At 69.0% G+C, this 14,283-nt stretch carries 10 protein-coding genes; 5 read left to right on the top strand and 5 right to left on the bottom strand.

The features are described from left to right. Positions 1 to 20 precede the first annotated feature (20 nt). Both sucD and sucC read right to left on the bottom strand, forming a co-directional pair. Positions 21 to 920, bottom strand: coding sequence for a succinate--CoA ligase subunit alpha (sucD, locus tag OG798_RS42865; protein ID WP_328758772.1), 900 nt, complete (start codon positions 918 to 920; stop codon positions 21 to 23). Between the two features lie 14 nt (positions 921 to 934). After that, complete coding sequence (sucC, locus tag OG798_RS42860) at positions 935 to 2,065, bottom strand: ADP-forming succinate--CoA ligase subunit beta (RefSeq protein ID WP_328758771.1); 1,131 nt, start codon at positions 2,063 to 2,065, stop codon at positions 935 to 937. 180 nt (positions 2,066 to 2,245) lie between these two features. Here sucC and OG798_RS42855 point away from each other — a divergent pair, with 180 nt between their 5' ends. The 5 genes from OG798_RS42855 (at position 2,246) to OG798_RS42835 (ending at position 10,267) form a co-directional block, all read left to right on the top strand. Further along, a complete protein-coding gene (locus OG798_RS42855) occupies positions 2,246 to 3,931 on the top strand; it encodes a thiamine pyrophosphate-binding protein (protein ID WP_095851589.1) in 1,686 nt (561 codons plus the stop codon). 10 nt (positions 3,932 to 3,941) lie between these two features. After that, a complete protein-coding gene (frc, locus tag OG798_RS42850; RefSeq protein ID WP_054230194.1) occupies positions 3,942 to 5,201 on the top strand; it encodes a formyl-CoA transferase in 1,260 nt (419 codons plus the stop codon). 3 nt (positions 5,202 to 5,204) lie between these two features. Beyond that, positions 5,205 to 7,349 carry an acetate--CoA ligase family protein gene (locus OG798_RS42845; protein WP_261686605.1) on the top strand — a complete coding sequence of 715 codons (2,145 nt, stop codon included), beginning with the start codon at positions 5,205 to 5,207 and terminating at the stop codon, positions 7,347 to 7,349. 124 nt (positions 7,350 to 7,473) lie between these two features. Next, entirely contained in the window at positions 7,474 to 8,862 is a 1,389-nt protein-coding gene (locus OG798_RS42840; protein ID WP_328758770.1) for an OFA family MFS transporter, read from the top strand. Between the two features lies 1 nt (position 8,863). Beyond that, complete coding sequence (locus OG798_RS42835; protein ID WP_328758769.1) at positions 8,864 to 10,267, top strand: OFA family MFS transporter; 1,404 nt, start codon at positions 8,864 to 8,866, stop codon at positions 10,265 to 10,267. A gap of 127 nt (positions 10,268 to 10,394) precedes the next feature. Here OG798_RS42835 and OG798_RS42830 read toward each other — a convergent pair whose 3' ends face one another. From OG798_RS42830 to eboE, 3 genes are all read right to left on the bottom strand, one after another. Beyond that, on the bottom strand, positions 10,395 to 11,561 hold the full coding sequence (locus tag OG798_RS42830) for a sugar phosphate isomerase/epimerase family protein (RefSeq protein ID WP_328758768.1): 1,167 nt from the start codon (positions 11,559 to 11,561) through the stop codon (positions 10,395 to 10,397). Positions 11,562 to 11,716: 155 nt separating this feature from the next. Then, positions 11,717 to 13,117 (bottom strand): nucleotide pyrophosphatase/phosphodiesterase family protein, encoded by a 1,401-nt coding sequence (locus OG798_RS42825; protein WP_328758767.1) that lies wholly within the window; start codon positions 13,115 to 13,117, stop codon positions 11,717 to 11,719. Continuing rightward, positions 13,114 to 14,283 carry a metabolite traffic protein EboE gene (gene eboE / locus OG798_RS42820; RefSeq protein WP_328758766.1) on the bottom strand — a complete coding sequence of 390 codons (1,170 nt, stop codon included), beginning with the start codon at positions 14,281 to 14,283 and terminating at the stop codon, positions 13,114 to 13,116. Before eboE ends, OG798_RS42825 begins: the two co-directional genes overlap by 4 nt.

Raw genomic sequence — 14,283 nt, 5'->3', positions numbered from 1 at the left:
ACTATGAGTGACGTCTCATCTCACTCCTGTGCGGCGACACGCTCCGATTCCCATCGGGTCAGCACCAGCCGGGCCGTCTCGGTCGGTGTGCCGCCCACCCGTACTCCGGCCGCCTCGAGGGCCATCTTCTTGGCCTGCGCGGTGCCTGACGAGCCGGAGACGATCGCGCCCGCGTGGCCCATCGTCCTGCCCTCGGGCGCGGTGAAACCGGCGATGTAGGCGACGACGGGCTTGGTGACGTGGTCCCGGACGTACGCGGCGGCCCGTTCCTCGGCGTCGCCGCCGATCTCGCCGATGAGGACGACGAGTTCGGTGTCGGGGTCCTCCTGGAAGGCGGCCAGGCAGTCGATGTGGGTGGTGCCGACGACGGGGTCGCCGCCGATGCCCACGCAGGTCGAGAAGCCGATGTCGCGGAGTTCGTACATGAGTTGGTACGTCAGCGTGCCCGACTTGGACACCAGGCCGATGCGCCCCGGCTTGGCGATGTCGGCGGGGATGATGCCCGCGTTCGACTGCCCCGGAGTGATCAGGCCCGGGCAGTTGGGGCCGATGACGCGGGTGCCCTTCGTGGCGGCGTACGCGTGGAAGGCGACGGAGTCGTGGACGGGGATGCCCTCGGTGATGACGACGGCGAGCCCGATGCCCGCGTCGGCGGCCTCGATCACCGCGGCCTTGGCGAACGCGGGCGGTACGAACACGACGGTGACGTCGGCTCCGGTCGCCGCCATTCCCTCGCGGACCGAGCCGAAGACGGGCACCACCCGGTCGTCGAAGTCGACGGCCTGTCCCGCCTTGCGCGGGTTGACCCCGCCGACGACGTCCGTGCCGGCGGCGAGCATCCGCCGGGTGTGCTTCATGCCCTCGCCGCCGGTCATGCCCTGGACGAGAATCTTGCTCTCCTTGGTGAGAAAGATGGCCATGTCCTGTTCCTCCTTCAGTCGGCGGTGGCGAGCCGGGCCGCGCGGTGTGCGGCGTCGTCCATGGTGGTGGCCTGCTGGACCAGGGGGTGCGCGCGGCCGTCGAGGATGGCGCGGCCGCGGACGGCGTTGTTGCCGTCGAGGCGGACCACGAGGGGTTTGGTCAACCGCACGGTCTCCAGCGCCCGCACGATGCCGTCGGCGACCGCGTCGCAGGCCGTGATGCCGCCGAAGACGTTGACGAAGACCGATTTCACGGCCGGGTCGGAGAGGATCACGGAGAGGCCGTCGGCCATGGTCTGGGCGGAGGCCCCGCCGCCGATGTCGAGGAAGTTCGCGGGACGGGCGCCGCAGCCCGCGACCACGTCGAGTGTCGACATGACGAGGCCCGCGCCGTTGCCGATGATGCCGACCTCGCCGTCCAGTTTGACGTAGTTGAGGCCCTTGGCCGCGGCCGCCGCCTCCAGGGGGTCGTCGTGCGCGGCCTCCTGCTCACCCCAACGCGCCTGGCGGAAGCGGGCGTTGTCGTCGAGGGTGACCTTGCCGTCCAGGGCGAGGATCTGTCCCCGGGCGGTGCGTACGAGGGGGTTCACCTCGACGAGCACGGCGTCCTCGCGGGTCAGCACCCCCCAGAGGCGTACGAGAACGTCGACGGTCTCCGGGGGCAGCCCCGCGGCCTCGGCGATCTCGGTCGCCTTCGCCGAGGTGACGCCCACGGCCGGGTCGACGGGAACACGCGCCACCGCCTCCGGGCGGCTCGCGGCCACCTCCTCGATGTCCATGCCGCCCTCGGCCGACGCGATCGCGAGGAAGCGTCCGGCGGCGCGGTCGAGGACGTAACCGACGTAGAACTCGCTCTCGATGTCGACCGGTTGGGCCAGCATCACCTTGCCGACCGTGTGGCCCTTGATGTCCATGCCGAGAATCTGACGTGCCGTGAGCTCGGCGGCGGCCGGGTCGGCGGCGAGTTTGACGCCCCCCGCCTTACCGCGCCCACCGGTCTTCACCTGGGCTTTCACGACGACTCGGCCGCCGAGCCGGCGGGCGATCGCGCGTGCTTCCTTGGGCGAGTCCGTGACCTCGGCCCTCGGCACCAAGATGCCGTGTTCCTCGAAGAGTTCCCTTGCCTGGTGCTCGTACAGGTCCATCACCGGCTCCTGACTGCTGTGTCTGTCTGGGGAGCGACCCCCAGACCCCGGGAAAATGCCGCACGCCCCCTGGACACCACCCACCGGATGCGGGATAACAAGCTTCATACAGTATTCGTCGACTGTATGCAATGTACCGCGAGAGCGTTCCAACCCCCTACGAAGGGACAGGACTTCGCCATGCCCGACGACATCAGCCAGGACTTCATCTCCGGTGGGCATCTGGTCGCCAAGGCACTCAAAGCCGAAGGTGTGGAGGTCATCTACACCCTGTGCGGCGGCCACATCATCGACATCTACGACGGCTGCGTCGACGAAGGCATTGAGGTCGTCGACGTCCGTCACGAGCAGGTCGCCGCCCACGCCGCCGACGGCTACGCACGCATCACCGGCAAGCCCGGATGCGCCGTCGTCACGGCGGGTCCCGGTACGACCGACGCCGTGACCGGCGTCGCGAACGCCTTCCGCGCCGAGTCCCCGATGCTGCTCATCGGCGGCCAGGGGGCGCACACCCAGCACAAGATGGGGTCCCTGCAGGACCTGCCACACGTCGACATGATGACGCCGATCACCAAGTTCGCCGCGACGGTGCCGGACACGGCGCGCGCCGCCGACATGGTGTCGATGGCGTTCCGGGAGTGCTTCCACGGCGCGCCCGGCCCCTCCTTCCTGGAGATCCCACGCGATGTCCTGGACGCCAAGGTGCCGGTGGAGAAGGCCCGGATCCCGGCCGCCGGCCACTACCGGGCCTCGACCCGCTCGGCCGGTGACCCCGAGGCGATCGAGAGGCTCGCCGACCTCCTCGTCCACGCCGAGAAGCCGGCGATCCTGCTGGGCAGCCAGGTATGGACGACGCGCGGCACCGCGTCCGCCATCGAGCTCGTCCGCACCCTCAACATCCCGGCGTACATGAACGGCGCGGGACGCGGCACGCTGCCGCCCGGGGACCCGCACCATTTCCAACTCTCGCGCCGGTACGCCTTCTCCAACGCCGATGTCATCGTCATCGTGGGTACGCCCTTCGACTTCCGCATGGGCTACGGCAAGCGGCTCTCCCCGGACGCGACCGTCGTGCAGATCGACCTCGACTACCGGACCGTCGGCAAGAACCGGGACATCGACCTCGGCATCGTCGGCGACGCGGGTCTGATCCTGAAGTCGGTCACCGAGGCGGCCTCCGGGCGCCTCAACGGCGGCGCGTCGAAGCGCAAGGAGTGGCTGGACGAGTTGCGGGCCGCCGAGCAGACGGCCCTCGAGAAGCGGCTGCCCAGCCTGAAGTCGGACGCCTCGCCGATCCACCCGTACCGCCTGGTCAGCGAGATCAACGACTTCCTCACCGAGGACTCGATCTACATCGGGGACGGCGGCGACATCGTCACCTTCTCCGGGCAGGTCGTCCAACCCAAGTCACCCGGGCACTGGATGGACCCGGGCCCGCTCGGCACGCTCGGCGTCGGTGTCCCGTTCGTGCTCGCGGCCAAGCAGGCACGGCCCGACAAGGAGGTCGTCGCCCTCTTCGGGGACGGCGCCTTCTCCCTCACCGGCTGGGACTTCGAGACCCTCGTCCGCTACAACCTCCCCTTCGTCGGCATCGTCGGCAACAACTCCTCCATGAACCAGATCCGTTACGGCCAGGCCCAGAAGTACGGCCTGGAGCGCGAGCGGGTCGGCAACACCCTCGGCGACGTCCACTACGACAAGTTCGCGCAGATGCTGGGCGGTTACGGCGAGGAGGTCCGCGACCCCGCCGACATCGGCCCGGCGCTCCAGCGTGCCCGGGAGTCGGGCAAGCCTTCGCTGATCAACGTCTGGGTCGACCCGGACGCGTACGCCCCCGGAACCATGAACCAGACGATGTACAAGTGAGGTGCCCCCGATGACCCCGATCACCCCGATCACAGGAACGTCGACCAAGGCTCTCGAAGGCGTCCGTGTCCTCGACATGACGCACGTCCAGTCTGGCCCGTCCGCCACACAACTGCTGGCCTGGCTCGGCGCGGACGTCGTCAAGCTGGAGGCGCCGACCGGTGACATCACCCGCAAGCAACTGCGCGACCTCCCCGACGTCGACTCCCTCTACTTCACGATGCTCAACTGCAACAAGCGGAGCATCACCCTCAACACCAAGACCGAGCGCGGCAAGGAGATCCTCACCGAACTGATCCGGCGCTCCGACGTCATGGTCGAGAACTTCGGACCGGGCGCGGTCGACCGCATGGGCTTCACCTGGGACCGCATCCAGGAGATCAATCCGCGGATCGTCTATGCCTCCATCAAGGGGTTCGGGGACGGCCCGTACACCAACTTCAAGGCGTACGAGGTCGTCGCGCAGGCCATGGGCGGGTCGATGTCGACCACCGGTTTCGAGGACGGGCCGCCGCTGGCGACGGGAGCCCAGATCGGTGACTCTGGCACGGGCGTGCACGCCGTGGCGGGGATTCTCGCGGCGCTGTACCAGCGGGAGAACACCGGGCGCGGGCAGCGGGTCAACGTGGCCATGCAGCATGCCGTGCTCAACCTCTGCCGGGTGAAGTTGCGCGATCAGCAACGACTGACCCATGGCCCGCTCGCTGAATATCCCAACGACGACTTCGGCGTCGAGGTTCCCCGCTCCGGCAACGCGTCCGGCGGCGGCCAGCCGGGCTGGGCGGTCAAGTGCGCTCCGGGCGGCCCCAACGACTACGTGTACGTCATCGTGCAGCCCGTCGGCTGGAAGCCGATCACCGAGCTCATCGGACGGCCGGAGCTGGCGGACGACCCCGAGTGGGCGACCCCGGAGGCCCGGCTGCCACAGCTCACCAAGATGTTCCAGCTCATCGAGGAGTGGTCGGCCACGCTCCCCAAGTGGGAGGTGCTGGAGAAGCTCAACGCCCACAACATCCCGTGCGGCCCGATCCTGTCCACCAAGGAGATCATCGAGGACGAGTCGCTGGTCGCCAACGAGATGGTCGTGTCGGTGCCGCACCCCGAGCGGGGCGAGTTCGTGACCGTGGGCAGCCCGCTGAAGCTCTCCGACTCCCCCGTGGACGTGACCAGTTCGCCACTGCTCGGCGAGCACAACGAAGAGGTCTACATCGGCGAACTCGGCCTCGGCGACGAGGAACTTCGCCTGCTCAAGTCGAACGGGGTGATCTGAGTGATGGCCGAAGACCGGATGCTCAGGGTGCGCACGCTCCTCGACGCCGTGCGGGCCGAGGGGCGGACCGCACTCACCGCTCCCGAGGGAAAGGTGATCGCCGACGCGTACGCGATCGCCGTCCCCGGGGAGGAGCTGGCGACGGACGTCGACGAGGCGGTGGCGTACGCGGCGCGCTTCGGCGGGCCCGTCGTGATGAAGATCGTCTCGCCGGACATCCTGCACAAGACCGACGCCGGCGGCGTGATCGTGGGCGTGGAGGGCGCGGCGGACGTACGCGCCGCCTTCCACAAGATCGTCGAGAACGCGCGGGCCTACGACCCGCGGGCCCGCATCGAGGGCGTCCAGGTCCAGGAACTGCTCCCCCAGGGGCAGGAGGTCATCGTCGGGGCGGTGACCGACCCGACCTTCGGGAAGGTCGTCGCCTTCGGGCTCGGCGGGGTGCTGGTGGAGGTCCTGAAGGACGTCACCTTCCGGCTCGCCCCCGTGGACGCCGACGAGGCGCTGTCGATGCTGGACTCGATCAGGGCGGCCGAGATCCTGCGCGGGGTGCGCGGCGCGCCGCCGGTGGACCGGTGGGCGATCGCCGAGCAGATCCGGCGGGTCTCCGAACTCGTCGCGGACTTCCCCGAGATCGCCGAGGTGGACCTCAACCCGGTGATCGCCACTCCGGAAGGCGCGGTCGCCGCGGACATCCGCGTGATCCTCGCGGACTCGGTCCCCAAGGAGCGGCGCAAGTACACGCGCGAGGAGATCCTCACGTCGATGCGGCGGCTGATGGAGCCCTCGTCCGTGGCCGTGATCGGTGCCTCCAACGAGCAGGGCAAGATCGGCAATTCGGTCATGCGCAACCTCGTCGACGGGGGCTTCGCCGGCGAGATCCACCCGGTGAACCCCAAGGCCGATGACATTCAGGGCCGCAAGGCGTACAAGAGTGTCACCGACGTTCCCGGTGAGGTGGATGTGGCGGTCTTCGCGATCCCCGCCAAGTTCGTGGCCTCGGCCCTGGAGGAGGTGGGACGCAAGGGGATCCCCAACGCCGTACTGATCCCCTCCGGGTTCGCGGAGACCGGCGAGCACGAGCTCCAGGACGAGATCGTGGCCATCGCCGAGCGGCACGGGATCCGGCTGCTCGGGCCGAACATCTACGGCTACTACTCGACGTGGCAGGACCTGTGTGCCACGTTCTGCACACCGTACGACGTGAAGGGCGGCGTCGCGCTCACCTCGCAGTCCGGTGGCATAGGGATGGCCATCCTGGGCTTCGCGCGCACTACGAAGACGGGTGTTTCCGCGATCGTCGGGCTCGGCAACAAGTCGGACCTGGACGAGGACGACCTGCTCACCTGGTTCGGCGAGGACCCGCACACCGAGTGCATCGCGATGCACCTGGAGGACCTGAAGGACGGCCGCGCCTTCGTGGAGGCGGCGCGTGCGACGGTCCCGAAGAAGCCGGTCGTCGTCCTGAAGGCGGGGCGTACGGCCGCCGGGGCGAAGGCCGCCGGCTCGCACACCGGCGCGCTCGCGGGCGACGACGCCGTGTACGAGGACATCCTGAAGCAGGCCGGCGTCATCCGGGCTCCCGGGCTGAACGACATGCTGGAGTACGCGCGCGCGTTGCCCGTACTTCCCACCCCCAAGGGCGACAACATCGTCATCATCACGGGTGCGGGCGGCAGCGGTGTGCTCCTGTCCGACGCGGTGACGGACAACGGCCTGTCCCTGATGGAGATCCCGCCGGACCTGGACGCGTCCTTCAGGGCGTTCATCCCGCCCTTCGGGGCCGCGGGCAACCCGGTGGACATCACCGGGGGCGAGCCGCCGTCGACGTACGAGGCGACGATCCGGCTGGGCCTGGAGGACCCGCGCATCCACGCGCTCGTCCTCGGCTACTGGCACACCATCGTGACCCCTCCCATGGTCTTCGCCGAGCTCACCGCGCGTGTGGTGGCCGAATTCCGTGAGCGCGGCATCGAGAAGCCCGTGGTGGCGTCGCTCGCGGGTGACGTCGAGGTCGAGGAGGCCTGCCAGTACCTGTATGAGCGGGGGGTCGTGGCGTACCCGTACACGACGGAGAAGCCGGTGGCCGTGCTCGGCGCGAAGTATCGCTGGGCGCGGGCGGCGGGCCTTTTGGGGGGCGGTTCATGAGGTGAACCAGGGCGGGGGCGGCCGACGGTGCGCGTCGGCCGCCCCCAGGACCCGTGCGCACACGAAAGGCATTTGGACAGGGGGCGCTGGCCAGATCTTTCGACGCAAGGGGTGCTGAACCGACATGACAACCACCGACGTATCGACATCCGTCCCCTACAGGGAGGTGACGGATCGCAACGGCCGCCTGTACCGCATCGGTGAGACCGATCGGGACATCATGGGGCGACCACGCTGGACCATGGTGCTCTTCCCCTGGATGGGGATGCTGGGCATCAGCTCCTCGGAGTACGCGTTCACCTCCGCCGAGGACACCCTGCACGACGCCCATCTCTGGGGCAGTGGGCATATCTTCTGGCTGATGGGCGTCTGGATATTCTTCCAGGCCGCCGTCGCCTTCCCGGCCGGCCAACTGCGTGAGAGCGGACGGCTGCCCGCGCGGTACGCCATGATGCTCGGCGCGCTGGGCACGGTCCTGGGCTACCTCTCGCTCGCGTTCGCGCCGCATGTGACCGTCGCGTACATCGGCTTCGGCATGTTCAGCGGGATCGGCGCCGGCCTGGTCTACGCGACCTGCGTGAACATGGTCGGCAAGTGGTACCCGGAGCGCAAGGGTGGCAAGACAGGCCTGGTCAACGGCGGTTTCGCCTATGGCTCGGTGCCCTTCGTGTTCCTGTTCGCCTCGTACATGGACCTCGGCAACTACCAGGGCGTCCTGGTGACGGTGGGCCTGGTCTGCTGTGCCGTGGTCGCCTTCGCGGGCTGGTTCTTCAAGGACCCGCCCAAGGGCTGGTGGCCCCCGCACGTGGACCCGCTGAAGGTGTCCGACGACCCGAGGATCCGCCGGGCGCTGGAGAAGAACCCGCCGGCGGTGAAGCAGTACACCCCCAAGGAGGCCGCCCGCACGCCCGTTCTATGGATGATGTGGTTCTGTCTGCTGTGCACCGCCGGGATCAACATCTTCGGCATCGCCTTCCAGGTGCCGTTCGGCAAGGACATGGGGTTCGCGGGCGGGATCGTGGCCACCGCGATGTCCCTGAAGGCGATCGTCAACGGCACGGGGCGCGGCGTGATCGGCTGGATCTCCGACCGGTTCGGACGCCGCAACACACTGATCATCGTCTGTCTGGTGCTGGGCTCCGCCCAGTTCGGGGTGCTGGTCTCCGGCCAGATGGGCAGCATGCCGTTCTTCCTGTTCTGTTCCATGGTCTCCGGATTCGGCGGCGGGGCGATCTTCCCGCTGTTCGCGGCCATGACGGCGGACTACTTCGGCGAGAACAACAACGCGTCCAACTACGGCATGGTCTACAGCTCGAAGCTGATCTCGGGCCTCGTGGGCTCGGGCATGGGCGCGGTCGTCGTCGGCGCGTGGGACTACCACGGGGCCTTCGTACTCGCGGGCTCCATCGGCCTCGCCTCTGCTGTGCTGGCGCTGTTCCTCAAATCACCGGACCGGCCGAAGGCCCAAAGGATCGTCCCCAACCCGCAACCGCTCGGCGAGGAGATGGCGTGACATGACGACAGAACCCATCGCCCCCCAGGGCGCTTCGGCCACCGCCGACGCCTCGAACCGCTCGTACCGCGAAGTCACCGACGCCCGGGGCCGTGTCTACCGGATCGGTGAGACGGACCGCGACATCCTCGGCCACTCCCGCAAGTTCATGGTGTATCTGCCGTGGATCGCCATGATGGCCATCAGCGTCTTCGAATACGCGTACGGCTCGGCCGAGGACACCCTGTCCCACGCCCACGGCTGGACGCAGAGCAACACCTTCTGGATATTGAGCGTCTGGGTCTTCTTCCAGGCCGGCATAGCCTTCCCGGCGGGCTGGCTGCGGGAGCGGGGCATCCTCACCGCCCGCAGGGCCATGTACATCGGCGCGGTCATGTGTGTGATCGGCTTCCTGGCCCTCTCGCACCTGAGCAACGTGCTGCTGGCCATCCTGGGCTTCGGCGTCATCGGCGGCCTCGGCTCCGGCCTGGTGTACGCGACCTGCATCAACATGGTCGGCAAGTGGTTCCCCGAGCGGCGGGGCGCGCGGACCGGATTCGTCAACGGCGGATTCGCCTACGGCTCCCTGCCGTTCATCTTCATCTTCAACTACGCGTTCGACACCGGGAACTACCACCGTGTCCTGGACCTCATCGGCTGTTACGTGATGATCGTCGTGCTGTCCTGCGCGTTCTTCTTCAAGGACCCGCCGAAGAACTGGTGGCCCGCGGACATCGACCCGCTGACGTACGGCGGCAACAGCAAGACCTCCGCCGCCCTCGCCAAGAACCCTCCCGCGGTGAAGCAGTACACGCCCAAGGAGGCCATCAGGACGGGTGTGCTGCCCCTGATGTGGATCACGCTGGTCATGACCGCGGGCGTGTCGATCTTCGGGATCTCCTTCCAGGTCGACTTCGCCAAGGAAGTGGGCTTCGGCCCGCTGGTGGCGGCGTCCTCCATGGGCATCATGGCCGTCATCAACGGCATCGGCCGGGCCGTGGTGGGCTGGCTGTCCGACACCTGGGGCCGCAAGCTGACCCTGGTGTTCGTCATCGTCGTGCTGGGGCTCGCGCAGTTCGGGGTGATCTGGGCCGGTGACATCAAGAGCGAGTGGCTGTTCCTGTTCTTCGCCTTCCTCTCCGGGTTCGGCGGCGGCGCGTTCTACCCGATGTTCGCGGCCCTGACACCGGACTACTTCGGCGAGAACTACAACGCCACCAACTACGGCCTGGTGTACAGCGGCAAGCTGATCAGCGGCCTGTTCGGCGGCGGTCTCGGCTCGATGGTGGTCGCGGCCTGGGGCTACAACGGCGCGTACGCACTGGCCGGCGGTATCTCGATGCTGGCGGCGGCGATCGCGTTGCTGCTGAAGCAGCCGGGGCGCGACAGCGACGTGCGCACTCCTCAGCCGCAGCCCGCGAGCTGAGAGGTCTCCTGGCCAACAGGCTGAAAGGTCTCCTACCGGCACAGAGCACCGAGCACAGAGCACCGATCGGGCGGCCCTCCCCACGTGGCGCGTTGTGGGGAGGGCCGCCCGGTGCACTGCCGCGAAGCTAGTGACGCCGCTTGCGGAGGGCCGCGAGATTGTCGTAGCCGATCTTCGCGTGCGTGAGTGACTGCCCGGCGTCCGTCGAGCTCGGGGCGTTGTCCTGCTCGACCATCGGGTTGTGGTAGTTCCGGTCACCGACGCGCGAGAAGAACGTGGTGTAGTCGATGACGCCGGTGCCGAACGGCACCATGTCGTAGCCCATGCCGTTCGTCGTGTTGACGACGCCGTCCTTGGCGTGGAAGAGCGGGTAGCGCTTGTTGTTGCGGACGACAAGCCCGGCGGGATCGAAGACCTTCTCCCGGGTGGAGCCGTCGTGGGCCGTGTACGTGTGGAACTTGTACTGGGCCACGTGCGCCCAGAAGATGTCCATCTCCAGCCAGACCACCTTCGGGTCGGTGATCTTCAGGAAGTACTCCAGCTTGCGGATGCCGGAGCTGCGGGTCGGGTTGCCCTGGGCGTCCAGCGGGCCCCCGTCGAGCAGGAATCCGTACGCCGCGTCGTGGTTGTGGGTGTACAGCTTGAGTCCCTCGCGGCGGGCGATCTGACCGAGCGCGTTCCACTTGTCGGCGGCCGCGTCCCAGTCGGCGCGGTAGGCGCTGCCGGTGGGGTCGCCACCGGTGCCCATGTGCGCCATGCCGAGGATGTTGGCGATCTCCAGGTGCTTCTTGAAGGTGTCCAGGTCGGCCGTGGTGAGGGGCCAGGACGGGGGTATGAAGCCGTGGTTGCCCTGCGCCCGCAGCCCGTACTCGTCGAGCCAGGAACGCAGCAGCTTGGCGCCCTGCACGGACTCCAGGCTCGCGCCGCCGGGAGCGTTGGCGTGCTGGCCGTATCCGGCGAACTCCACCTGCCGGTAGCCGAAGCGCGAGAGCTGCTTGAAGACCTCGCGGAATCCGGAGGGCAGGTCGGTCGCGAGCGGGTCGCGGCCCGTGGCGTCCCGGACGGTGTAGAGGATGATGCCGCGCTTGTTCGCGGGGACGAGGACGTCACCGCCGTGGTCGTGGTCGTGGCCTCTGCCCCGGTCCTGGGCCAGGGCGGGCGAGGCACCGAGGACGGGTGCCGCGATCGCCGCGGTCGCGGCGGCGGTGCAGGTGCTCAGAAAGCGGCGGCGGTTGAGGCCGAGAGCGCGGCGCAGGGCTTCGCCGGTCGCGGGTTCGTCGTGGAAGGCGGTCACGGTTTCTCTCTTTCGGATCGGTGTACGGCTTTGACGGGTGCCGTCGGTCTGCCGCTCGTGCGCAGGTCAGAGGCGTGCGAAGCGCTCGCCGGACGCGTTGTCAGTGGCGCGTGCTTCACTTTCCGTAGTTGCTCGTCACGCCTTGTCAGGTCTCGTCAGGTGAGGCCGGCCAGGTCGAGCAGCAGGGATTTCACTTCGGTGGCCGCGATGCGGCCGGGAGCGGTGCGGGGGGTGGAGCAGATGAGGAGCGGACCTTCGTCGTCGCTCGTGGGAAGGCGGCCGTGGCTGCCGCGAATAGGTGAGGGGTCCAGCGGCACGACCGCCATGCGGTAGCGCAGGCCGAGCTTCTTGCGCGCCAGTGCCGTGGCCGCCTTCACCTTGACGTAGGGGTCGAGGGGATCCATGAAGAGTTCGACCGGGTCGTAGCCGGGTTTGCGGTGGATCTCGACGAGCTGCGCGAAGTCGGGCGCGCGGGCGTCGTCGAGCCAGTAGTAGTACGTGAACCAGGCGTCCGGCTCCGCGACGGCGACGAGTTCGCCGGAGCGCGGATGGTCGAGGTGGTGGGTCTTCTTGCCCTCGTCGTCGAGGAGTCGCTCGATGCCGGGCAGGTCGGCGAGGGCTGCCTTGGTGACCTCCAGGTCCTCGGGGCGGCGCACGTAGACATGGGCGATCTGGTGGTCGGCGACCGCGAAGGCCCGGGAGGCCATCGGGTCGAGGTACTCCATGCCGTCCTGCGTGTGCACTTCGAGGAGTCCGGCGCGGCGCAGGGCGCGGTTGATGTCGACGGGGCGGTCCGCGCGGGTGATGCCGTACTCGGAGAGCGCGACGACGGTGCGGCCTTCCGCCTTCGCGTCGTCGAGGAGGGGAGCCATGGCCGCGTCGAGGTCCGCGGCCGCCTGGAGGGAGCGCGGGTCGTCGGGGCCGAAGCGCTGGAGGTCGTAGTCGAGGTGAGGGAGGTAGCAGAGGGTCAGGTCCGGCCGGCGGGTGCGGTTGATGTGGCGGGTCGCGTCGATGATCCAGCGGCTGGAGACGAGGTCGGCGCCGGGACCCCAGAAGTGGAACAGGGGGAACGTGCCGAATTTCTCGGTGAGTTCGTCGTGCAGGGCCGGGGGCCGGGTGTAGCAGTCGGGTTCCTTGCGGCCGTCGGCGTAGTAGACGGGACGGGGAGTGACGGTGATGTCGGTGTCGGCGCCCATGGCGTACCACCAGCAGATATTGGCGACCGTGTAGCCGGGGTGCGCGCGCCGGGCGGCGTCCCACAGCTTGTCGCCGGACACCAGGCCGTTGTGCTGCCGCCACAGCAGTACGTCGCCGAGCTCGCGGAAGTACCAGCCGTTGCCGACGATGCCGTGCTCGGAAGGGTGGGTGCCGGTGAGGAAGGTGGACTGGGCGGCGCAGGTGACGGCGGGCAGGACGGTGCCGAGCGGGGCACGGAAACCGGACTGGCCGAGGGCCTTGAGGTGAGGCATGTGGTCGAGGAGACGGGGGGTGAGGCCGACGATGTCCAGGACGAGGAGAGGAGTGGGGTCGGCCGGCTCCTGTGGTGGTGGGGTCACGGCAGCTCCTTGAGGCCGAGGTCCGTCAACAGGTCCCGGGCGAGGGTGAGTTCGGCGGCGATGCCGTCGGCGAGCTGGGCGCGGGCTCGGGGGCGCAGCTCCGGCGGAAGTGCCTGCCAGGTGTAGGTCTCGACCTCCAGGTGGTGGGTGAGGGGGTGCGGGCCGCCTACGAGGCGGGTCAGTGCGGCCCGCAGGACGGGGAGTGTGGAGGTGAGGGGTGCGGCGGGGGCCGCGTGCAGCGGGACGTGGAAGTGGGCGCGCCACGGGGAGGCGTCGGGCAGGGCGTCACCGGCGAGGGCCTCGCCGAGGTCGTCGGTGCCGCGCAGACCCGCGGCGGTGAGGGTGCGGGTCTGGTGCAGGAAGCGGGGTTCGTCGAAGGCGGCGAGGGCCGCCCGGACTTCGGGGAGATGGGGGTGTTCGGCGTGCAGGGCGGCTGAGAGCTGGGATTTGACGATGGGGACGCGGGCCTGTGCGAGCGCGTCCAGGGCGGTGTGCGGGTCTTCGAAGGAGGTGGCGAGATGGCAGGTGTCGACGCAGATGCCGATGCGGTCGCGACCGATCGCGGTGAGCGGGGCGAGGGCGTCACGGGTGGTCTCGACGGTGCAGCCGGGTTCCGGTTCCAGGCCGATGCGCAGGGAGCGGCCGGTGAGCTCGTGGAGGGCGTCGAGGCGTTCGGCGAGCGTGGTCAGCGCGGCGTGCGCTGCCGTCGCCCGCTCCTGGTCGTATGCGGTGCGCCAGGCGAGGGGCAGGGTGGAGATGCTGCCTTCGGTGACGTCGTCGGGCAGGAGCTGGGCGAGGACTCGGGCCAGGTCGGTGGTGTGGGCGAGGCGTTCGGGGTCGGCCCAGTCCGGCTGGTAGACGCGGTACTTGACCTCTTCGGCGCCGAAGCCTTCGTAGGGGAAGCCGTTGAGGGTGACGACTTCGAGGCCGCGGTGTTCGAGTTCGGTGCGCAGGCCGCGCAGCGCGGAGGGGTCGGTGACGAGGGCGTGGGCGGCGTCCCTGGCCAGCCACAGGCCGATGCCGAGGCGGTCGCGGCCGAGGCGGCGGCGGACGGGTTCGCAGTGGTCGCGGAGTTGGGCGAGGACGCCGTCGAGGGTTTCGGCCGGGTGGACGTTGGTGCAGTACGCGAGGTGGACGGTGGAGCCGTCGGGGTGGCGGAAGCGCAT

It is taken from the genome of Streptomyces sp. NBC_00271 (genome assembly GCF_036178845.1).
GTDB lineage: Bacteria > Actinomycetota > Actinomycetes > Streptomycetales > Streptomycetaceae > Streptomyces.
This window is presented reverse-complemented; position numbering and strand designations above follow the sequence as displayed.